Origin of the sequence: Catenovulum sp. 2E275, assembly GCF_025515275.1 — a bacterium.
In the GTDB taxonomy this organism is placed as follows: Bacteria; Pseudomonadota; Gammaproteobacteria; order Enterobacterales; family Alteromonadaceae; genus Catenovulum.
In genome coordinates, this window is record NZ_JAOPFU010000017.1 from 55,660 (window position 1) to 78,194 (window position 22,535).

Sequence of the window (22,535 nt, forward strand, 5' to 3'; positions counted from 1 at the left end):
GACAATGTTCAAATCATTAAAATTAATGACTTATTTGGGTTTTCTGGTGTTATCTGGTCAAAGCTGGGCAGATAACAAACAAGTAAACTGGTCAATTCAAAAAGAGGTTATGTTGACTCAATGGGGTGAACAAATTACACCTCAAAACGCATGGCAACAATACCCAAGACCTCAACTCAAGCGGGATAATTGGCAGAATTTAAATGGACTATGGCAATATGCTGTCGTTGATCGCAAAGCCAGTGAACCTAATAGCTGGGATGGTCAAATTTTAGTTCCTTTTGCTATTGAAAGCCCGCTTTCAGGCGTTGCTAAACGTTTAAACCAGCAAGCACTTTGGTATCAAACAGAGTTTAATTTCGATTTAAATTCTGCCCAAGCACAGATTTTGCATTTTGAAGCAGTTGATTATGCCTGCAAAATTTGGCTGAACGGCCATTTTGTTGGGGCGCATCAAGGTGGCAATTTACCTTTTAAACTGGATGTTAGTAACGCGATTCAGCAAGGCTCTAATCAATTGGTTGTAAGAGTGATTGATGATACAGATGCGCCCGACAGATATCAGTTACGAGGTAAACAAACTCAGGATAATCGGGGAATTTGGTACACACCTGTTTCTGGTATTTGGCAAACAGTCTGGCTTGAAAATGTCAATCCAATACATATCGACTCAATAAAAACACAGGCCGATGCTAATGGCCGGTTAAATATTAAAATGAATTTAGCCGGAGAACATCAATCCGTTACGGCCAAATTGCAGGTTTTATTTAACGGGCAGCCTGTTACATCGGCAGTTAGCCAAACCGGTGAGTTTAACTTAAAAGTAGATAATGTCAGCTTGTGGAGTCCGGCTAATCCAGCTTTATATGATTTAAAAATCAGCTTATTGGATAACAATAATCGAGTGCTTGACGAAGTGACTTCGTATACCGGATTTAGAAGTATTGGCCGCCAACAAGATGCAAAAGGTAACTGGCAGTTTACGTTAAATCATCAGCCAATATTTCACTGGGGGCCTTTAGATCAAGGCTGGTGGCCGGATGGTTTATTAACACCACCAAGCGAAGCTGCGGTTTTATACGAAATGGATTATTTAAAGCGGGCTGGCTTTAATATGATCCGCAAACATAAAAAAGTGGAATCACGCCGTTATTATTATCTGGCTGACAAATTAGGCTTTTTAGTTTGGCAAGATCAGGTTTCGGGTGGGGTTGATAGCAATGGTGGCAAACAGGAATGGCCAGTTTGGCATCAGGCTTCGCAAACTTATTCTGACAGGCTTAAAGGTGAGATTGAAGCTGCATGGCCATACTGGGCACACCAGCAATATATGACAGAGCTAAAAACCATGATGGATACGCTTTTTAATCATCCGAGCATTGTTGTATGGACCACTTTTAACGAGCGTTGGGGACAGCATAATACAATGGCGGTTGGTGAGTTTGTCGAACAATATGATCCCAGCCGGCATTTGAATATTGCCAGCGGCGGTAATTTTTTCCCGATTGGTGATATTGCTGATGCGCATCATTACCCTGAACCCAAATTTTTATTAGATGCGACTGAGTTTGATGGCTATATCAAAGTTGTAGGTGAATTTGGCGGACACGGTTGGCCGGTACAAAACCATGTATGGGCACCGGAGCGGGAAAAAATGATTTATGGCAACATGCCTAAAACACTCAACGAATATCAAAGCCGTTATATTCGCTCAATTACTAATTTAGCTAAGCTTAAACAGCAAGGAATTTCTGCTGGGGTATATACCCAAACCAGTGATGTGGAAACCGAAATAAATGGTTTACTGACTTATGATCGTAAAGCAGAAAAAATAACCGCTGAGCAGCTTTATAAAATCCATCGTCAGGCAGGATTAATTAAATAAGCAGAACAGAGTGAAAATGCCGTGTTTATACTCGGTTCTGCTTAAACAAAATTTCAAATACAGGTATTAATATGAAAATAAATACATTAACTAAAAATATTATGTTGGGTTTAGGGTTTGCTGGGTTATTAAGCAGTGCTCAGGCTGCCCAATTAACAATTGATTCAGTTGTGATTGATCAGCAAAAACAAAAAGTTGCTTCAAAAATAACTCATCAAACTCAAGCTCAGGTTTTACTGGCTGAGGCTAGAGCATCGTATCAAGTTACTGCTGAACTGAGATTAGATAAACCCGGGCAGGCTGGATTAATTTTTCGCTCATTCGCGGGTGAGCCGGGTTATATGACAGGTATTGATACGCAAAAACATACCGTATTTTTAAAAACGGCAGATAAAACCATTACTGAAAAAACGTTAAAAATAGAAACAAATCAATGGTATCAATTAAAGCTATTAGTAAAAAATAATCATTTTGTACTGTATTTAAATGACAAAGCAATTAACGCGGGAGATTACCCAAGTTACGATGCGATTGATAATAGTTATAGCTCTGGTCATTTAGGGTTATTTTCAACGTCGGATAATGCCAGTATTCGCAATGTAACAGTATCTGATTACCAACCGCAAAATAATCAGGTAACTTATACGAATCCGGTGCAATTAAACTGTGCGGATCCGGGCATTTTAACTTATCTGTCGACTTATTATGCTTATTGTACTTATACGCCAGATTACCCGATGATGCGCCGTGGGATTCGCTTGTATACCTCAAAAGATTTGGTGAATTGGCAGGATCAAGGGTTTGCGCTTAAAAATGAAGATTCATGGGGAACATCACGCCACTGGGCACCTGATGTTATTGAGAAAAATGGCAAATTCTATATGTATTATGCAGTGGATGAAAGAATTGCAGTCGCTACTGCTGATTCACCCATGGGGCCTTTTGTACAGCAGGTACAACAGCCAATGCAGCCAGATTCAATTAAAATAGATGCGCATGTCTTTACTGACGATGATGGTAAACAATATTTTTATTATGTTAGCTTTGATAATGGCAACCATTTATGGGGCGCTGAATTAAACCAAGATATGATGTCAGTAAAAGAAGACACGATTACACATTTAATTGCCCCAACCGAAACATGGGAAACCCACATGGCTAATGTGGCTGAAGGACCTGTTGTGATTAAACATAAAGGTTTGTATTACATGACATACTCTGGCAGCCATTTTGAAAGCCCTTATTATTCAATTGGTTATGCTGTCGCTAAGCATCCACTAGGTCCGTGGGAAAAATATAGTGGTAACCCAATAATGAAATCAACCACTTATGCTCATGGAACAGCTCACCATAGTTTAGCTAAATCACCTGATGGAAAAGAATGGTTTGTGGTTTATCACCAGCATTACAGTTTAACTCAAACCGAACCTCGTAAAATATCTATCGATAGAATGCGTTTTGTGCCGCAAGAAAATGGCCCTGATATTTTGCAAACTTGGGGTCCTACAGTTACGCCTCAGCCGATGCCAAGTGGTGTAGTTAAATAGCCCTTTATTTTAAATGTTAATAATCCCTGTTTAAAATAATATATTTTGAGCAGGGTTATGTGAGGTTCTCATGCTAAAAATAAATTATGCAGCGCTAGCATTAAGCTGTGCTTATGCAATGCTATTAAGTGGCTGCCATCAGGCAGATATCAACGCATCTAAAAACTTAGTTCAGGTTTCGGTTGAAGATTGGGGTAAGGCAAATAACCAAACTGTTCATTTATATACTTTAAAAAATGAGCAAGGGATGACAGTAAAAGTTTCTGATTGGGGTGGGTATCTTCAGTCGATTAAAGTGGCAGATAAAAATGGGCAGTTCGAAGATGTATTAGTCGGTTATGATAGCTGGCCGGAATATTATAACGATTGCTGTTATGCAGGCCCAATTGTTGGCCGTTTTGGTAACCGGATTGCGGGTGCCGAATTTGAAATTGATGGCGTGAAATATTCTTTATCTGCTAATGACGGTGGCGAAAATAAAGATATTAATCAACTTCATGGCGGCTTTAAAGGGTTGCATAAAAGACTATGGCAAAGTGAAGTGATACCCAATGGAGTGCAGTTAAGTTATTTGTCTAAAGATATGGAAGAAGGTTATCCGGGCAATTTACAAATAAAACTAAACATAACATTAGACAATGATAATGCATTGAAGCTGGAATATTTTGCGACTACAGATAAAAAAACGCATGTTAATTTAACTTCACATACTTATATTAATTTAACCGGCGATATGAAATCAGATATTGAAAATCATATTTTGCAAATTAAAGCCGATAAAATAACCCCAGTAGATCACTATTTAATTCCAACAGGTGAATTAGCAAACGTGGTTGGTACACCATTTGATTTTACTCAGCCTAAAGAGATTGCCCAGGATATTCGTCAATCTAATCAACAACTAAAGTTTGCTGGCGGGCAGGATAAAAGGTTTGGTGGCTATGATCATAACTGGGTATTTACGGATTATGATGGTAGCTTAAAAAATCAGGTGAGCTTATATGAGCCGCAAAGTGGCCGTTTACTTGAAATTTATACTCAGGAACCTGCTATTCAGTTTTACTCTGGGAATTTTATGGATGGCACAATGACAGGCAAACAAGGTAAACCGGTTTTGTTTAGATACGGTTTAGCACTTGAACCACAGCATTTTCCGGATAGCCCTAATCAAGCCAACTTTCCATCTACTTTGTTAAAACCGGGTGAAACATACCATACCGTTTCAAGTTATAAATTCAGCGTAAAATAATTAAAAGAGGCAATCAAATGTACCATAAAAAAGCATTAATCGGTTTATTACTCAGCTCAGTATTAACCGCCTGTAGCAGTTCATCTGGCTCGAAACCTGCCGATACGTCAACCCCAGATACAGATGATAAGCTGACGGTTCAGCAGCAATGTGAATTAGATACTTTTACCAATGCTGAGCAGGCGGCTGATATTCAAATTGAGTGGCAGCAGGATACGCTTCAACATGTTAATTCCGGCGTTTATTCCCGAGTACATAAATTATCTGACGGACGTTTAATTTTAGTATATAGCGATGGTCCGGCTGTGGTTTATCGTATTAGTGAAGATAATGGTGATACTTGGTTGGCAGAGCAAACCGTTGCCGGTGGGGGCGAGTTATACAATTATACGAATGCTGAATTTATTGAATTAGCAGATGGAAGCTGGGTGTATGGCTGGAATGCTAGACCTAAAAATGAAAATGGGGAAGAAACATTTCAGATTAAACTGGCTATTTCGTACGATAAAGGTGAAACATGGCAAGCTGAGCAATTGATATTTTCAGCTGCTAATAAATTTGATCAAGGCGCATGGGAGCCTGCATTTTTGCAATTGCCATCTGGTGAATTACAAATTTATTTTGCTAATGAATTCCCGTTTGGTGGTGCCAGTCACGATCAGGAAATCAGTATGAAACGTTCTTTTGATAATGGGGTAACCTGGGGTGATACTGAAACTTTATCGTATCGTCAAGGCAGCCGAGATGGGATGCCTGTACCTATTTTATTAAATGACCAGTCAGAGATTGTTTTTGTGATTGAAGATAACGGTATTGCTGGCGAATTTAAGCCTGTCACGATTCGCTCTAGCTTGGCTGATAACTGGATGTCAGGAGTTGTTGATGCTAATAGTGATAAGCGTGAACATGCATTGAGTCCTGAATTTCAGCTCGACTATGGCATTTATGCAGGTGCACCTTATATTGCACAATTGCCAACCGGAGAAACCATTCTTTCAACACAAACCTCACAATGTCGCAAAGGTACATTGGCATTTATGCGAGTTTATTTGGGGGATGATACAGCTCGTAATTTTGCTTATCCAACCACGCCTTTCACTACCGATTTAATTAAAGAAAATGGCGAATCTTTATGGAACGGCATCACCGTTTTGGATGAAAACACCATCATGGCAACCAGCTCGGTTAATACCGGAGATCCAGCCACACCAAACGGTATTTATGTGGTTAAAGGCAAAGTAATTCGTAATAACGGTTAAATTAATTTCATATTTTATAAGTCTTTCAGCCCACAAAGTTTAGTTGTGGGCTGGTTTTAGGCCGCTTAATTTCGGTTTAGTCATATTTGTTTTCAGAGCAATTTAGGAGGTGAATTTATAAAATTTCTATTGGGGGAACAGTTAGAAATTTAAATTAACTATTAAAAGGTACAATTATGAAAAAAATAATCAGTTTGTTATGTATTTTGCTGTTTACTCAGGCACATGCAGCAGAAAATTTATTTGAAGATGAAACGTCTTTTTATCCAAGAATGATCCGATTAGCACACAATGGTGCTGCTAATAATACCCTGATTGCTAGCTTTGATGTGATCGGCGCTGGCTATATTTACAAAAGCACAGATGATGGTGAAAGTTGGAGTAAAATCTCAACGATAACAGAAAACGGATTTGCTAATACTTGTTGTAGTGAACTATATGAAATGCCGGTGAATATGGGAAGTATATCTGCCGGAACCTTGTTTTGGGCTGTATCAGCACATAATGGCACTCCGCCAGCTAACCGTGAAATTAAAATATATAAAAGTATCGATCAGGGACAAAGCTGGAGCTATTTTTCATCCCCGGTTTCAGGTTCAACAGGTTTGTGGGAAGCTGAATTTATTATTGATGACTATGGTCGGTTAGTAATGTATTACGCCAGTGAAGAGCATAAATCTAATGGTTACAATCAACTTATCGCCCACAAAATATCGACCGATGGCGGCTTAACTTGGGGCAATGAAATTATTGATGTGGCAATGAATGATACGATTCAGCGTCCAGGGATGCCGACCATTACTCAATTACCAAACGGTGATTATGTTATGGTTTATGAAATCTGCGGCGCGACTTATCACTGTGATGCTTTTTATAAAAAATCGACAGACGGGCTAAATTGGGGGGCGATAGCTCAACCCGGGACTCGAATTGAATCTGTTTCAGGCCATCATTTTTCTCACGCGCCAACGGTTACTTGGGTTGATAATGGCACTATCAATGGCGAGTTGGTTGTAGGTGCTCAGGTATTACGAGACTCTGCTAATAATGATGTTTTTAAACAACACTCTGTTTATATGGTTAATAGTACCAATGGCGATGGTTTATGGGCAGAGCGAGCAGCACCTTTATTTGTTCCAAGCGATGGTACTAATCCGTGTAATAGCTACAGCCCTCAGTTTTTGCCTAGATTAAACGGTGATGAAATTATACATATGACAAACAAAGAATGCCGTATGTATTCTGCAATTGCTGATTTTAATATACCTGTTAATGATGGTGCTTACCGATTAATAGCTAAACATAGTGGTAAAGCGTTAGATGTAAGTGGTTGTTCTATTGCAAGCGGTGCCAATATTCAGCAGTGGCCATGGACGGGTGGTGAATGTCAGCGCTGGAGCCTTGAATATTTAGGTTCTGGAGATTACAAAATAACGTCAATCAATAGTGGGCAGGCACTTGAAGTAAGTGGTTGTTCAACGCTTAATGGCGGTAATGTACAGCAATATCCTTGGAGTGATGCAAATTGTCAGAAATGGAAAATTGAGCCTACAGGCAATAACTTTTACCGGTTAGTGAATAAACATTCAGGAAAAGTTTTAGATGTAGATACCTGTTCAATTAATGACGGACAAAATGTTCAACAGTGGGAATGGTTAGGGGGTGATTGTCAGCAATGGAAACTTGAGCCCGTTAGCCCCAATACCATTGATGCTGGTGAATATAGCATTATATCTAAAAACAGTAATAAAGTTTTGGATGTGAGTGGCTGTGGAGCATCTGCCGGAGATAATGTTCAGCAATGGCCATGGAGCGGGGCTGACTGCCAACGTTGGCAATTAACCGCCACCTCTGATGGTTTTTACCAAATTATCTCTAAAAATAGTAATTTAGCATTAGATGTAGATGCCTGTTTAGCTGTTGATGGTCAAAATGTTCAGCAGTGGTCTGTTTCCAATGCTGATTGTCAGAAGTGGGGAATTGAACAAGTTGAAGCGGGTTATTATAAAATATTTTCTAAAAATGGCGGTAAAGTTTTGGATGTGGACGCTTGCTCAACATTAGATGGTGCAAACGTACAAACTTGGCAGTGGATTGGTGGAGACTGTCAGCGCTGGAGTTTTAATCCGTTGTAATCTTCATTGATTAAGAACATCGTTAAGCCTTTCCAATCGAAAGGCTTTTTTATCCTTATTAAATAATCCCAACATGCAATTTTAATTTGAACGGAAAATACCACCATTAAAGATTTATGTAATATTTTGGTTTTTATTTTGTTAAAGTTGATCGTGTTAGATAGGAATAAACATAATAATAAGGCGGGGTTATGCAATCTGTGTTTTCTTCATCGGAAGCGGTTTATATTTTATCGGTTGGTTTTTGTGCCATTGCATTGTTAATTTTGCTGATTATTCGGCTGAAATTACATGCTTTTATTGCATTAACCTTCGTGAGTCTATTAACTGCATTGGCGACTGGGATTTCAGTCAACCTGATTGTGCCAACTATGTTATCCGGGTTTGGCAGTACCTTAGCTTCGGTTGCTTTGTTGGTTGGGCTGGGCAGTATGATTGGCAAGGTGCTTGAGCAAACCGGTGGAGCAAAAGTTTTGGCCGAAACTTTAATACAGCGCTTTGGTGCACAAAAAGCGCCGTTTGCATTAGGGGTTGCATCTTTAATGTTTGGTTTTCCAATATTTTTTGATGCAGGTTTGATTGTTATGATGCCTATTTTAATGAGTGTTGCGGCACGTTTGGGTGATTCGCCACTGAAATATGCATTGCCTGCCGCTGGTGCTTTTGCGGTTATGCATGCTTTTGTGCCGCCGCATCCTGGGCCAGTTGCAGCCGCTGAATTATTAGGTACAAACATTGGCCTGTTATTAATTATTGGTTTATTGATTGCAATACCAACTTGGTACTTTGGCGCTTATTTATTTGGTTTATATGCCGGTAACCGATTTAATATTCCGCTCTCTAAATTATTTATTAGTCAAGATGCTGATCAGCTGTCAGTTAATAAATTACCCAGATTTACTACTGTTTTAATGCTTATTTTATTGCCGGTTGGTCTGATATTTTTGGATACCGGATTAAATACACTTAGTGTTATGGGGGTAATAAACAGCGATAACCCGTTAGTTTTAATCTTACGTATGTTGGGTAAAACCCCAGTTGCTTTATTAATTACGTTATTGCTTTGCTTAATTATTTTTGGCAAACAATATGGTAAAGAGAAGTTAGAAAAATGGTGTGGCGAATCTTTAGCACCTATTTGTGCTGTTATTTTAGTCACAGGGGCAGGCGGCATGTTTGGTGGTGTGCTCAGAGCCAGTGGCATTGGTGATGCTTTGGCTAATCTATTATCCAATATTGGAATGCCTGTTATTGTAGCTGCTTTTATTATTGCTACTTGTTTGCGAGTTGCACAAGGCTCTGCCACTGTTGCTTTAACGACAACCGCGGCTTTGATCTTACCTTTGGTTGCCCAAAGTACATCACTGAGTCAGTTCGATTTATGTTTTATTGTGATTGCAATCGCGGGTGGTTCAACCGTGTTATCTCACTTTAATGATTCAGGATTCTGGTTAGTATCTCGCCTGTTAGAAATGGATGAAAAAACAACACTAAAAACATGGACTGTCATGGAAACCTTATTAGGCTTAATTGCTTTTATCATCGCCTGGAGTTTAAGTATTATATTTTGAATAGTTTATGAGTTTAGTATGTAGTTTGCCATGGTAACCACCGACTGCATATATGTGGGAAATAATACTAAATCTTTAAAAGCCCAAGCATTATAAATGATCTAAAAATGCTTTGGCGATTACAGATAAATGATGCTTGCGGCAAATAAATACGGTTTCATCCATTTTGTCGCTGCTGATTTCACTTAATTGTAAATCAAATAGCTGAGCTGCCACTCTGGCTGTTTCAGAGGTTACAATTGCATTGCCTAAGCCTTGTTTTACCGCATTAATTAAATGAAATAACGAGTCGGTTTCAAATACTGGGTTAATCACCAAACCCTGATTAATAAACACCTGATCAATGCTTTGCCTAAATTGCATATTTTTATTGAGTAAACACAAAGCTAAAGTTGCAGTTTGGCTGAGTGAAATCGACCCGTTTTGTTGGCTGTCAAACGCTAACTCTTCTTTATGTAACACAGCTAAGTTATTACATCCTTGCGGATAAATATTTAAAAAGCTGTGGTGTTTTAATAATTCGTTATCGGCAAAACCTAACCCAATATCAATATTATGCTCAAGCAATTCATCAATAATTTGCTGGTTAGTCATAACCGCTAAGTTAATTGTGATTTTTGGGTATGCCTGATAAAAACGTTTTAGCAGCGGCATGATATCAATATTCGATTGCGGCACTATGCCAAGTTTAAGTTGGCCACTTAACCCTGACTGCATTTGGCTAATTTGCTGAATTAAAGTTTGCTGCTCAAATAATATATTTTGCGCGTGTTGTAAAACCAGTTCACCTTGCTCAGTTAACGCGACAAACTGGCGGTTTCTAACCACTAATTCAGCATTTAATGCTTGCTCTAATTTAGCAATACCAGCCGATAACGTAGGCTGGGTAACATGGCAAATTTGTGCTGCTTTAGCAAAATGCTGAGTTTTTGCCAGCGTATAAAAATACTCAAGGTGTTTTAAGTTCATCTTAATTTTTATCTTAGTTTTAAAAAGTATTTTTATTTAAAATATCACTTTTAATAGATTTATTCTATTAAGCGATAAAATCAATTCATTGGCTGGATATCGCTAAATCATCTAGGATTAAGCTTATTATTCCGCTCGTTTAAGATTTATATGCAAGTGCTTGTTGAAGAAATCGCTGCTGCTATCAGTATTAATCAGATCAATTATGCCGTTATGATGATTACGCCGGATGATATTGATGATTTTATTGTCGGCTTTTTGTTTAACGAGCAAATTATTCAGCATAATTACGATATTCAGGATATTGAAACCAGCGAAAATGCGCTCGGTTTAGAAATTAATGTCACTTTAGCTAACCGCTGCTTGAGTCAATTTAAACATCGTCAACGACAATTAAAAGGCGCAACCGGTTGTGGTGTTTGTGGGGCAAGTGCACTTGAATATGCGTTTCCTAAACTTAATCCATTAAAACAACATAATCCCTATACAATTCAAAACCCGCAGCACTTAAAACAGTCATTAGCTCATTATCAGCTAAAAGGTAGACAAACCGGCGCAATTCATGGCGCTTTTTGGCTGGATCAAAATAATCAAATTTTAGCCTGCCGTGAAGATATAGGCCGCCATAATGCACTTGATAAATTAATTGGTTTTATTGTTCAAAAACCACAATCACGCTCAAAATCAAGCGCTGAGCTAAGCCAAAACCTCGCGCAAACTGCATTATTAATTACCAGTCGGTGTAGTGCCGAGCTTATTCAAAAAGCGGTTTGTATTGGTATTCCAACTTTAATTAGTTTGGCTTCACCCAGCCAGTTAGCGGTTAAATTAGCTCAGCAATATCGGCTTAATTTGGTACATATTCCAAGGCAGGATCAACCAATTGTTTACCCGGCCACGACACAAACTAACACAGTACAAAATAATTTATTAACCAACGCAGAGTAAAAATGAGCATTCATAAACAGCCAGAAAAAGCGGGCGGGCTAGCATCCGTTCAATCAACCATTAAACATTTAATGCAAAGTCATAGAACAAAAGACAACATTAAAAATTTATTGCGGGTAAATCAAACCGATGGTTTTGACTGCCCGGGTTGTGCGTGGGGCGATAATACTCATGGCGCTTTTCAGTTTTGCGAAAACGGTGCGAAAGCTATTGCGTGGGAATCAACCGATAAACAATTAGATAGCTCATTTTTTAAAACACACAGTGTAAGTCAGTTATTAAAACAGTCCGACTATTGGCTTGAATATCAGGGTCGCTTAACCGAACCAATGCGTTACAATCACCAAACCGATCATTATGAACCAATTAGCTGGCAGGGCGCTTTTGCGCTCATTGCTGACAAGCTAAAACAATTAACTGATCCGAATCAACTTGAGTTATATACCTCAGGCCGCGCCAGTAACGAAGCTGCGTTTTTATATCAATTATTTGGCCGTTTATTTGGCACTAATAATTTTCCTGATTGCTCAAATATGTGTCACGAAGCCAGCGGCGTTGCGCTTACTCAAGCAATTGGAGTTGGCAAAGGTACTGTGGTTTTGGATGATTTTGAGCAAGCCGATGCAATATTTGTGTTAGGCCAAAACCCCGGTACAAATCATCCACGAATGATGAATGCGTTACGCAAAGCAGCCAAACAGGGCTGTAAAATAGTTAGTTTTAATAATTTAAAAGAAGTCGCCCTTAAAAAGTTTGCCAGTCCACAAAGCCCCACCGAATTATTAACCCCAATGGCAACACAAATCAGTCATTTATATTTAACGCCTAAACTGGGTGGCGATATGGCTGCGCTACGTGGGATGGCAAAATGGATTTTTGAACAGCGCAGCAAACAAATTAATCGTAATTTTATTCAAACACACACTCATTATTTTGATGATTATCAAAAAGTTGTAACTCAAACCAGCTGGCAAAAAATTGAACAGCAATCGGGTTTAACTCAAGCTGAAATTGCACAAGCCGCAACTATTTTTATTGAGAGCAATAAAGTAATTAGTTGCTGGGCAATGGGCTTAACCCAGCATAAACACTCGGTTGATACCATAAACGAAGTTGTCAATTTACATTTATTAACCGGTCAGATAGGTAAAGCCGGAGCTGGGTTATGCCCAGTTCGCGGCCATAGTAATGTGCAGGGCAATCGCACAGTTGGGATTAACGAAAAACCATCTGCCGAATTTATTCGGGCACTTGAAAAAATCACTCTAGTAAAATTACCAACCGCACCCGGGCATAATGTTTATCAAGCTTTAAAAGCTTTGCATCAAAAAAATAGCAAAGTATTAATCAGTTTAGGTGGCAATTTGGCACAAGCCGCAGCCGATACTCAATTTACTCATCAGGCAATAAAAAATGCTGAGTTAAATGTACAAATTAGCACCAAATTAAACCGCACCCATTTATTAGTGAGTCAGGATGCTTTGATTCTTCCTTGCTTAGGTAGAACCGAAAAAGACAATAAAGTCAGTGGATTACAAAAAATTACAGTGGAAGATACTTTTTCAATGGTGCATGCCTCAAAAGGCATGACAGATCCAATTTCAGCTAATTGTTTATCTGAAACCGAAATTATTGCCCAAATTGCCCATGCTTGTTTGGAGCAAAATATCAACTGGCTAGCGCTCAAAGACGACTACAGCAAAATTCGGGATTTAATGGCTAAAACACTGGCTGGTTTTGCTGATTATAATCAAAAAATAGAACAACCTGCGGGTTTTCACTTAACCAACAGTGCAGCACAACTCAACTGGCAAACCAAAACTAAACGGGCTGAATTTGGCTTTAATCAACTACCTGAACATATTTTGTCAGACTGCTACAGTGAGCAAATAAATAACAAACAGGTTCAGTTTGTTTTGCAAAGTTTGCGTTCACACGATCAATACAATACCACCATTTATGGGATGGATGACAGATACCGAGGCATTCAGGGCGAACGAAGAGTATTGTTTATTAATCAACAAGATGCCGAACAACTGGGTTTATCACAAGGTGATAAAGTAGATATACAATCAGTTTGTGACCAAGGTATTTTACGCCAAGCGCATAATTTTAAAATTGTTTATTATGATATTCCACGCGGCAATTTAGCAGCTTATTATCCTGAAACTAATCCGTTATTATCAATAGAAAGTATTGGCGAGCATTCTTACACACCAACATCAAAATCGATTCCGGTTAGCTTAAAACAAATAACGGATAGCTTAAATATCAATGTAATCAGTTAAATATCGACTTTTAAATATAGAGCTGTAAGGTGTCGTTTTGGCCTGCACACGAATTAAACTTGATATCGCAATACACACCAAAACCCCTGTACCAAAGTCTGTTTAAAGCAGCGTGGCAAACCTTAACTAAATTTGCCAACAATAGAAAACAAGGCCAACTGGGGGTGACTTGTGTATTGCATACTTGGGGAGAAAATTTAAGTTAGCATATTCATCTGCACTGTTTGATACCTGCAGGCAGCTTAAATAGACAGCAACAATGGCAAACCATCAACAAAGATTACCTTTATCCGGTAAAAGCCTTATCCAAGGTATTTAAAGGTAAAATGTAAGCGGAGCTCAAGGCCAGGCAGTGAGTTTAGAGGGACTGAGTATTCCGAAAACATGGTGTGTATACACAAAAGCCTGTTTAAGCAACTACTCAGTTACCTTGCCAGATATACCCGAAAAGGTGTGATGTCCGAATCAAGGTTAGTCAGGCAGATAGAAAACTCAGTGAGCTTTAAATATTAAGACTATCGAGACCATGACCGAATAAAGATAATGGCATTAAAAACGGATGAGTTTATTCGGCGCTACTTGCAGCATGTGTTGCCTAAAGGCTTAATGCGAGTGCGCCATTATGGTTTTTTAGCGAATGCGTGTCGCCGGCGTAAAGTGGCGTTAATTAAAGACCAGTGCAAAACCGGCGCAACCGGTAAAGCAAAGCCGGAAACAGGCAAAGAAACATCATGGCCTTGTAGGGAATGTGAATTAGGGGTGCTTAGACTGGTGAGTATAGTATTACCAACACGCAAATTAATAGCATCACCATTAACTGGCTAAAATTTTTAGGTTAATAAAATCAATATTCTAACTTCGCTTACGAGCAGGATGAAGCCTTGCTGCGCCATTGAAAAATAAAGTTGCAATCGGATGCTTAATTGGCTTAAATTGAAGGGAATTTAACGTGCAACACCCAGTTTAATGGATTAATAAAATGCAAATCACAAGGAAAGAATCAGGCATATCGACTCGGCTTGAAAAAGCAAATTCCTTTAGCATAAATCAAACCAAAGAACTGCATCATTTGCCCGTTCAACAAATGATTCATTCACACAAACTACGTGTGAATGAATACTAAAGCGTTAGAACCTATGAGTAAACTTCTTACTATTATTACTTGTTTGATTGCTTTTAATATCTTTGCAAATCAAGATCCAAAAGTCGAAAAGGCATTAACCAGACATTTAAATGAACCTCAACAAAATTACGAAATTTCATATTTCGATTTTAATAATGATGGAGTAGATGACGCTTTTGTTTATATGAACAATCGAAATTGGTGTGGCTCTGGTGGTTGCACTTCATTTGTATTTCAGGGTGAAAAAGGTGAATTCAAATTCCTGTCTAAAATTATGATAACTAAAAAGCCTATACTGGTTTCAAAAAATACCTCAAATGGTTTTCATGATCTCATAGTTACTACTGGCGGTGTTGGCAGAGTTGTATTAGCTTTCGATGGTGTTAAATATCCTCTTAATCCATCTCTACAGCCCAAAGTAAACAATCAACAATTAGTTAACGGCACTGTCATTCTAGAGTAGCGCCATGTAAGACGGAAAAAGAAAAGTGCAACGAAAAGGCAGATCATGTATATAAGAATGACACCTGCTATACAACGTATGAAAATACTTTTGGGGCTGATTGGTTAATTAAAAAAGAAGGTTTAGATGCTTGGGCGGCTAGTTCAAGTCTTAGAAATTCCTCAGCGACTGGTTTGGGTACAGAGCAGACGTTAACATATTACCGAATATCTCATTTTGTATTCGGCGCAACCAGATCTACAACAACTGTCTTTGATGTAAGAAACTTCAAATTAATCGATGATGGATGCAGTTCATTTGTTTACTAAGGATATTGAATGAAATTAATCGCAATTATTATATTTTGTATTGTTTTTTATTGTATTTTGGGTTTTATCGCTCATCTCATTAAATTCATGAATAATTTAGTTAAATGCAAGCGGTTAAATTGGATAAATCTTGTCTTTAGTCTTTTGTATTCTGGTATATGTTTGATCTTGATTACAATTATTTTTGACCGCCCAGAGCTTTTTGACATTGAGGTTGTTCCGAATAACCATATGATTGAAATGTCAGATTTGGATAATTCCAACAACTTTCACAGTGCTACATTATGATTTATAAGGAATTTAAAACTAATCAAGTTCAACGTCTAAGTATTACTAAACTAAATTTCTGGTGGAACTTGAAACTCTTATTGCCAAAATACATTAAAAGTAGTTTTTATATACTCAAAATTAAATAATTTTGTATTGTACAATGCAAAATATATCTAGCAGAAATATCAAGTCAGCAATTTCAAAAAAAGAGTACAGATTCAATTTATCGAAATGGGAAAGAAATAAATCTTAAAGATATGCATTTCACTATGTCCAATAATCCTTATTATTGGACATAGTGTATTTATAGAATTAGAATAGGCTTATTGTATTTTAGCTTTGAGTTTATAATGACAATACCTAAAGCGATTCCTTTGTTTCCATCCTATCAAGAGCTTAAAGACTTTGATTGGAAAAACTATTCTCAATTAAATGAGTTTTTAAATCGTCATCCTGACTGGTATCGCCAGCACTGGAATTGGGCTAAAGACTATTTGATTTACTTGGGCCGTAATAAATCTGAGCACACATACATTCGCTTTCGTTCAGATATTGAAAAGTTTCTTCTGTGGTGCTTTTTAATGACTGAAAAACCGGCGATTGAATGTCGTAAGACTGACATCCTTGATTATTCCGAGTTTTTCTTTAAGCCGCCACAATCTTGGATTGGACTAACCAACTCGGATAAGTTTGTCATGATTTCGGGTGCCTTTGAGATAAATCCACAGTGGAAACCATTTCGATATATATCTGAAGGCAGCGATGTTGATAAAAAGAAATACAGGCCTTCACAACAATCCATTCGAGCCATGTTTGCCGCTCTTAGTGGATTTTATACTTACTTAATGGAAAATGAAATCGCACTTGGTAACCCTGTTTTGTTGGCAAAAAAAGACTGCAAACGCTTAGTCAAAGATGCTCAAATCAAAGAAACAAAAAGGCTCGATCAGATACAGTGGGAACTTCTATTGCAAACAGCTGAAAATATGGCTTCCGATGATCCGATATATGAACGAAATTTATTCTTGATTGCGGCGATGAAAACCATGTTTCTGAGAATTTCAGAGCTTGCTGAGCGCGATGATTGGATCCCAATCATGGGTCATTTTTGGCAAGATGATGACAAAAACTGGTGGTTAAAGATATTTGGTAAAGGGAAAAAAATTCGCGACATTTCAGTACCGGATAGCTTCATGCCTTACCTAGAACGCTATCGCCTCTGGCGAGGGTTACCGGCATTACCAGGCCGTCAAGAAAAACAGCCTATTGTTGAAAAAATTCGTGGCGTTGGCGGTATGAGTGGACGTCAACTAGCTCGATTGGTTCATCAAGTATTGGATACAACGTATGACAGTGCCAAATCAACATTTGGTGAAAAACATGCTCAGATCTTTAAAGATGTATCACCACATTGGTTGAGACATACTGGTGCAAGTATGGAAATTGAACGTGGCCGAACGTTGAAAGATGTGTCTGAAGATTTAGGCCATTCCAGCATGGCAACAACTGATTCAGTCTATGTACAAAGCAGCGCAAAAAAACGAGCTGAAAGTGGTAAATCTAGGAATGTTTGATAAGGTTTTTGCACCATTAGGCTGAAAATTTATAAGGAATTATAATCTAACAAAGTTCAACATTCATAATGTTACTAAACTAAATTTCAGGTGGAACCTAAAGTTCTATATCAAAAATGCATTAAAAGTCGTTTTAATATAATCAAAATAAAATAATTTTGTAATGTACGTTATAAAATATTTCTATTAGATATATTATATTCAGATATAACGTATTGAGCTTGCCTGCCTCTCAACATCATCGAATCATGTCACAGCTAGAAAGTGTAACGGTCAACTAAATTTGGAGATATGTTTAGGCACTTTTTAGTAACTTCTGCTCATATTGAACAGGTGAAATATTTCCCAGCTTATAGTGTTTCCGTTTTTGATTAGGTGAGTTATGAGGACGCCTACTTTGGCTATGGAGGCCATCAATTCCGTCTGCTGATAACGCTTCCACCACTTTCGTAGTGTTGGTCTAGTATGCCACATCTGCGGCATACTAGACCTGCATCATTTGTTTCTTCGTATAGCCTAACCCAAGTAAGCCGTTGTTGAATTTCTCTGCTAATAGATAGAGATTATATTGAAATGATGTCTATGAATCACACAGTTTAGTAAACAACAGATAAGTCCATAATTTTATGGTTAAAACAGCCTCAAAGCTCAGCATGTGGACCAAATACTTCGTAATGAATATTGGCTTCATCCACCCCTAAAGTTAACAACTGCTGTTTGGCAAATCGCATAAACCCAACCGGTCCGCACAAATAAAAATCTGCGCTATTCATTGGCAAAGTATCTGCAATTGCAGCAATATCCATAAATCCATGATGCTCATAAAATCCTTTATGTAATGCTTCCAGTTTATAATCTGCATGGTTAGTATCCTGATACCAAACATGGTTAGTTAAACGCAGTTTTAATGCCATCGCCTCGTTACGGCGTTTAAAACTGTGCTGATAAACATTTTGGCAAGCATGCAAATTATAAATAGATTGCGAATATTGAGCATCCAAAAAGGTTTCAAGCATGGCTTGCATGGGCGTTAAACCCACTCCGGCTGAAATTAACACAACCGGAGATTGTTTATCTTCAAAATAAAAATCGCCACTTGGTGCAAATAATTCAACCTGATCACCTAATCGTAGGCCATCATGTAAATAGTTAGAGACTATCCCAGGTTGCTCAATAATTTCTCGTTTTACTGAAATTTGATAACTATATTTATTCGCTTTGCCAGATAAAGAATATTGCCTAACTTGGCGATAATTTTGCCCCGCGACCGATAATTGAATACCAATGTATTGGCCCGGCTTATATTCAGCAACTAAACCACCATCAGCAGGTTCAAATACCAAACTCTTAACCAACTCTGATTCAATTCGCTTTTCAACCAGAATAAATTTGCGAGCACCTTGCCAACCACCTTGTTTTTGTGCCGACTGCTGATACAAATCTCCCTCAATCCCAATAAATACCTCTGCTAATTGCTGGTAGGCTTTGGTCCAAGCCGCTTCCAACTCAGGGGTAAATAAATCACCGGTTAGCTCTCTAAAGGTTTCAATTAAATGATGACCCACAATTGGATAATGCTCGGCCTGAATATTTAAGCTGGTATGTTTATGCGCAATCCGGCTAACCGCTTGCTGTAGTACAGCTAAATTATCAATATTTTTAGCGTAAGCCAGTACCGCATTAAATAATGCGGTTTGCTGTGTACCTTTAGCTTGGTTTTTTAAGTTAAAAACATGCTTTAATTCAGGGTTATGCTCAAACATTCGCTGATAAAAATGCGAGGTGATCGCCGTATTACCAGACTCCAAAATTGGAATGGTACTTTTAACAAGTTCGATTTCAGATTGAGTTAACATATATACTCCAGATATAACCAAAATAATAAAAAATAACGATAAATAACAAAGGGGTTAAATTAAGTTTTGAATTTATAAACGAGCGCGAATAAGCACAGGAAAATAAATCAGAGCAAACAATAAAAAGCTCACGCTCCACAAAATGGCACTCAAGTTCCACGCCCATAAATGCATTAGCAGTAAAACCAAAACAAAACGCACAACCACCGCAATTAAAATAAAAGCAAATGCAAAACTGATTAGCCAATGAGGCATAAGTGCTCGGCCTGTATGACCAAGCGATACCCGCGCCATCATGGCTAAGATCATCGCGCCAATAGCCCCCACGGTAATAATATGCAGCGCATCAGCAAATCTCAGTTCAATAAAAAAGTAACTTAAACCCAAGCCAATCAACCCCAGCGCTAAAGCTAAATAACTTAAATGTAATGACCAAAGCAGAGGAACAGAAAACGTTAAATGTGTTTTCCAGTGGGCAAATCGATATAAATGAATTAAACCAGCACTAATAAACAAACCGGCAGGCACAACAGATAGCTCAACAATAAAACTGATAAAATAAACCACTGCCGCCAGTAAGGTGATAATCAAAATGGCAATATCTAAACCAGAGCGAGTTTGGATATTAATCCCTCTAGGCTGAAAAATATGTGCAGCCCCTCGATTGGTAAAAAACGGAATAACCCGTCCGGCTAATACACTAATAATCACAGTAAAAAATAAAATGGCGGTACGAGCTAAATGCAATGCCAGTTCACTATGACCAAGCCATGCACTATAAAGAAATGCAGCATTAAACACGGCAATAAAACTCAGTAGAGCAATAAAAATCATTTGTCGGTTTTGCTGTGCTTTAATAACTAACCGAGCAAAACTAACAATAGCAATTAACCACCAGCCAAGTTGCGCTACAACGCCAACTAGCACCCACTCTGCTTGATTTTTCCAAAATGCAAACCGGGCAATAAGCCAGCAAGCTGTTAATAAAATTAATCCCCAACCATGTAAACTTCTCAGCCCAGTCCAGGTTTGCACCGCGGTTAATAAAAAACCAACAGCAATAGCCAATGCAAAACCAAAAATCATTTCGTGTACATGCCACAGTAAAGCGGGCAAATGCAGGCTACCGCTATAAACAATTAAACCGTTAATTGAAGCAATCCATACCAACAAACTCAGTACAGAAAAAACCGAAGCCAATAAAAACATTGGGCGAAAGGCAAGATCCCACAATGGCAATTTAGCGAACCCTGTAGTGCCATACTGTGGTGAATTGTCTGGTTTGTTATCCTGTATTTGCATCAGTGGAACTTTACTCTTAGTCATATTGATTTCCTGTTGGCTAAGCAATTGGCATCACATTTATGTTTTATTACCTTGTATAGAGCAAGCTATGTACCATAAGTTTTAACTTATTGATTAAGCTATATAAATAAAATAAACCTTAAATTAAACCCAATAAAAAAGAGTCAAAAAGACACAAACAAAACAAGTCAAATAGACTCTTTTAATTCTTTTTGATAAAGTGCAGAAAAGTGCTCACAGAGACAAAACATGCCGGATATTTCAGCCAATAGCTTAATTAAGCTTGCATTAGATTTAAGCAATAGCTTAACCGCCACCGACAGGTTTGAGCGTTTGCTTAGCATTATTTGCCAAACCATAACCAATGACGCAGTGGTTCTATTAAAATATCAGGGAGAAGAGCTAAAACCCTTGGCTCAACAAGGCTTAACCAAGGAGGTACTTGGCAGGCGCTTTAAAATTAATGAACACCCAAGGTTTAGTCAGATTTGTCAGGCAGATGAACCCATTCGTTTTCCGAGTGATTGTGAACTACCCGATCCTTACGATGAAATGTTGCTTGCTCAGGGCGGAAATTTACCCGTTCATGCCTGCATGGGTTTGCCATTAAAGGCAGACAATCAGCTATTAGGCATTTTAACGCTCGACAGCATGACACCCAACGCATTTGATGAGATTGCCCAACACACGTTATCACTCATCAGCGCAATGTCGGCTGCAACCTTAAAAACCGCGATGCTAATTCAACAGCTCGAATATTTATCCAATCATAATCAGCAAGTTGTTGCAGAACTCACCCGCGAAGCGCTCACCAAAGATGGCGGCGAATTAATTGGCGATAGTCCGGCGATGAATAAACTGAAGCACGAAATTAATTTATCAGCACCGTCAGATTTTACGATTTTAATTGAAGGGGAAACCGGCACTGGTAAAGAGTTGGTTGCACGCACATTACACATGCAATCCAACCGCGCAACAGGTCCTTTAGTTTATGTTAACTGCGCAGCCTTGCCTGAAAATTTAATTGAAAGTGAATTATTTGGTCATGTTAAAGGGGCTTTTACCGGTGCAGAAAAAAGCCGAACCGGTAAATTTAGCCTAGCTAATCATGGCACCATTTTTTTGGATGAAATTGGCGAATTGCCATTAAGTGTGCAAAGTAAGTTATTAAGAGCACTACAAAATCAGGAAATTCAACCAGTCGGCTTAGATAAGACAGAGCAATTAAATGTACGGGTAATTGCAGCCACTAATCGCCAGTTAAAAGAGGAAGTGCTGGCCGGACGTTTTCGGGCGGATTTGTACCACAGATTATCAGTTTTTCCAATTTCAGTGCCACCACTAAATCAGCGCATTGGGGATGTGCCTTTATTAGTTGGTTATTTTATTGAGCAAACTCGGCGAAAATTAGGCATAGTTCAACTGGTTTTATCAAACGGTGTTATGCAGGCGCTTAAAACATACCATTGGCCGGGTAATGTAAGAGAACTCGAACATACCATTAGCCGTGCGACACTCAATGCACGCAGCCACAGCAATAAAAGTATCGTAAAAATAGAGCTAAACGACATTCATTTATTATCAAATAATCAAACCAATTTAACTAATCCTCAAATAAACACAGAGCCTAATTTGCCAGTTCAACCGTCAGTTAATTTACCTGAATTAAGTTTACGCCAAGCAACCGAAAATTTTCAGGTTAACTTAATTAAACAAACCTTAATTGAGCATAATATGAACTGGAGTTCGGCCGCAAAACAACTGTCCACCGACAGAGCTAATCTG

16 protein-coding genes and 2 pseudogenes are annotated in these 22,535 nt (G+C 38.4%); 14 read left to right on the plus strand and 4 right to left on the minus strand.

Annotation, left to right across the window (positions count from 1 at the left end):
• The first annotated feature begins 4 nt into the window (after positions 1-4).
• The 6 genes from N7931_RS10090 (at position 5) to N7931_RS10115 (ending at position 9,646) form a co-directional block, all read left to right on the plus strand.
• Positions 5-1,885, plus strand: coding sequence for a glycoside hydrolase family 2 protein (locus N7931_RS10090; protein WP_262793810.1), 1,881 nt, complete (start codon positions 5-7; stop codon positions 1,883-1,885).
• Positions 1,886-1,956: 71 nt separating this feature from the next.
• Complete coding sequence (locus tag N7931_RS10095) at positions 1,957-3,432, plus strand: family 43 glycosylhydrolase (RefSeq protein WP_262793812.1); 1,476 nt, start codon at positions 1,957-1,959, stop codon at positions 3,430-3,432.
• A gap of 70 nt (positions 3,433-3,502) precedes the next feature.
• Entirely contained in the window at positions 3,503-4,681 is a 1,179-nt protein-coding gene (locus tag N7931_RS10100) for an aldose epimerase family protein (protein ID WP_262793814.1), read from the plus strand.
• Positions 4,682-4,698: 17 nt separating this feature from the next.
• Positions 4,699-5,940, plus strand: a complete 1,242-nt coding sequence (locus N7931_RS10105) for a sialidase family protein (RefSeq protein ID WP_262793815.1) — start codon at positions 4,699-4,701, stop codon at positions 5,938-5,940.
• 176 nt (positions 5,941-6,116) lie between these two features.
• On the plus strand, positions 6,117-8,075 hold the full coding sequence (locus N7931_RS10110) for an RICIN domain-containing protein (RefSeq protein WP_262793816.1): 1,959 nt from the start codon (positions 6,117-6,119) through the stop codon (positions 8,073-8,075).
• A 191-nt stretch (positions 8,076-8,266) separates the two neighbouring features.
• Positions 8,267-9,646, plus strand: coding sequence for a GntP family permease (locus N7931_RS10115; RefSeq protein ID WP_262793817.1), 1,380 nt, complete (start codon positions 8,267-8,269; stop codon positions 9,644-9,646).
• A 90-nt stretch (positions 9,647-9,736) separates the two neighbouring features.
• Here the strand turns inward: N7931_RS10115 and N7931_RS10120 are convergent, their stop codons facing one another.
• The gene (locus N7931_RS10120) at positions 9,737-10,615 is read right to left on the minus strand and encodes a LysR family transcriptional regulator (protein ID WP_262793818.1); all 879 of its coding nucleotides are present in this window, start codon (positions 10,613-10,615) and stop codon (positions 9,737-9,739) included.
• A 150-nt stretch (positions 10,616-10,765) separates the two neighbouring features.
• Between N7931_RS10120 and fdhD the strand changes: the two genes are divergently transcribed.
• The 7 genes and pseudogenes from fdhD (at position 10,766) to N7931_RS10155 (ending at position 17,589) form a co-directional block, all read left to right on the plus strand.
• Positions 10,766-11,563: a formate dehydrogenase accessory sulfurtransferase FdhD gene (gene fdhD, locus N7931_RS10125; protein ID WP_262793820.1), complete on the plus strand. Its 798-nt coding sequence runs from the start codon at positions 10,766-10,768 to the stop codon at positions 11,561-11,563.
• A gap of 2 nt (positions 11,564-11,565) precedes the next feature.
• Positions 11,566-13,851 (plus strand): FdhF/YdeP family oxidoreductase, encoded by a 2,286-nt coding sequence (locus N7931_RS10130; RefSeq protein ID WP_262793822.1) that lies wholly within the window; start codon positions 11,566-11,568, stop codon positions 13,849-13,851.
• 224 nt (positions 13,852-14,075) lie between these two features.
• The gene (locus tag N7931_RS10135; RefSeq protein WP_262793823.1) at positions 14,076-14,183 is read left to right on the plus strand and encodes a transposase; all 108 of its coding nucleotides are present in this window, start codon (positions 14,076-14,078) and stop codon (positions 14,181-14,183) included.
• Between the two features lie 124 nt (positions 14,184-14,307).
• A pseudogene (locus tag N7931_RS10140) lies at positions 14,308-14,676 on the plus strand (transposase).
• A gap of 154 nt (positions 14,677-14,830) precedes the next feature.
• Positions 14,831-14,974, plus strand: coding sequence for a hypothetical protein (locus tag N7931_RS10145; protein WP_262793825.1), 144 nt, complete (start codon positions 14,831-14,833; stop codon positions 14,972-14,974).
• Positions 14,964-15,437 carry a hypothetical protein gene (locus N7931_RS10150; protein WP_262793827.1) on the plus strand — a complete coding sequence of 158 codons (474 nt, stop codon included), beginning with the start codon at positions 14,964-14,966 and terminating at the stop codon, positions 15,435-15,437. The genes N7931_RS10145 and N7931_RS10150 overlap by 11 nt, the downstream gene beginning before the upstream one ends.
• Positions 15,438-16,365: 928 nt before the next feature.
• Positions 16,366-17,589 carry a tyrosine-type recombinase/integrase gene (locus N7931_RS10155; protein ID WP_262793828.1) on the plus strand — a complete coding sequence of 408 codons (1,224 nt, stop codon included), beginning with the start codon at positions 16,366-16,368 and terminating at the stop codon, positions 17,587-17,589.
• 364 nt (positions 17,590-17,953) lie between these two features.
• On the opposite strand, the pseudogene N7931_RS10160 reads toward N7931_RS10155, so the two are convergent.
• The 3 genes and pseudogenes from N7931_RS10160 to N7931_RS10170 all read right to left on the minus strand — a co-directional run.
• Positions 17,954-18,143, minus strand: a pseudogene (locus N7931_RS10160) (helix-turn-helix domain-containing protein); the annotation flags it as partial.
• An 87-nt stretch (positions 18,144-18,230) separates the two neighbouring features.
• Positions 18,231-19,445, minus strand: a complete 1,215-nt coding sequence (gene hmpA, locus N7931_RS10165) for an NO-inducible flavohemoprotein (protein ID WP_262793829.1) — start codon at positions 19,443-19,445, stop codon at positions 18,231-18,233.
• A gap of 72 nt (positions 19,446-19,517) precedes the next feature.
• On the minus strand, positions 19,518-20,771 hold the full coding sequence (locus N7931_RS10170; RefSeq protein ID WP_262793830.1) for an NnrS family protein: 1,254 nt from the start codon (positions 20,769-20,771) through the stop codon (positions 19,518-19,520).
• Positions 20,772-20,999: 228 nt separating this feature from the next.
• On the opposite strand from N7931_RS10170, the gene norR reads away from it, so the two are divergent.
• Positions 21,000-22,535 (plus strand): nitric oxide reductase transcriptional regulator NorR (norR, locus tag N7931_RS10175; RefSeq protein ID WP_262793831.1); only part of this gene is annotated, 1,536 nt, incomplete at its 3' end.